Raw genomic sequence first — 813 nt, forward strand, 5'->3', positions numbered from 1 at the left:
GACGCGAAGATCGGATACTGCTCCGGAATGCCGATGCCGATTGCGGCATTTCCATTTATTGCGGTCTCGCAGCCGTCTGGCTCGTCGAACGGAATGACAGCTGCTACTGGGAAGCCGATTATGACCGACCCAGAACTGGCCGAGCTCAGCGATGGCTTGGCCAAGTGTCCGGCAACTTCTTGCAGATGTTCGGGGAGATTCGTCAGATCGGGCGCTTCTCCAATGGCGAAGGCGTATTCGAGCGGATCCATGTATCACCGCGAAGGCCACGAGATCGGCAGGCAGCCGAAAACTAGTTGTTCGTGCAGGCCCCGCTGATGATGTTGGCAAAGGAACTACGTCATGCCTCGTGCCTGTCCGCCGGGAGAGGCCCTGGACCGGCCGTGGTCTGGCGCAACCTGCAAGGCTGCGGCCCGTGTGGCCCGCGCCAGCCTTGCCTTGCAGGTTTCCCGCTTCGCGGTGCGCCAACCCCCTTAAACCGGCCCTGATCGGGCTCCGGCGGACAAGGAGCGAGACATTCCGGTTTCGTAAGCTTTGCCGCCTGAGCACATCAGGAGGCTTAATCATGTACGATAGTTTTACCCAACAACTCGCCGGGCTCGACCTTGCAGGTCTAACCATCAAGCCTGCACCTTTCGATCCGTCCGATTTTCCAAGTGAAGAAGCAGTCGAGCAGACGCTCGCTGCCGTTTGGTCCGACATGTTTGTCATGTTCTCGGGAACATCGCTCGAAGCGGATGCCGAAGACGTGGCTTGGGGCTTCGTCAATCTGTTTCACCGTGCTGCCAGCCGTAAGTCTACGCAGCTCGACCG

The 813-nt window shown here is 59.3% G+C and carries 2 pseudogenes; both read left to right on the plus strand.

The annotated features are described in order from the left end of the window. Positions 1-296, plus strand: a pseudogene (locus tag V7676_RS18675) (hypothetical protein); the annotation flags it as partial. Between the two features lie 269 nt (positions 297-565). Continuing rightward, positions 566-813, plus strand: a pseudogene (locus V7676_RS18680) (chromosome segregation ATPase); the annotation flags it as partial.

This window comes from Parasphingorhabdus sp., from assembly GCF_036963805.1.
Taxonomy (GTDB): Bacteria; Pseudomonadota; Alphaproteobacteria; order Sphingomonadales; family Sphingomonadaceae; genus Parasphingorhabdus.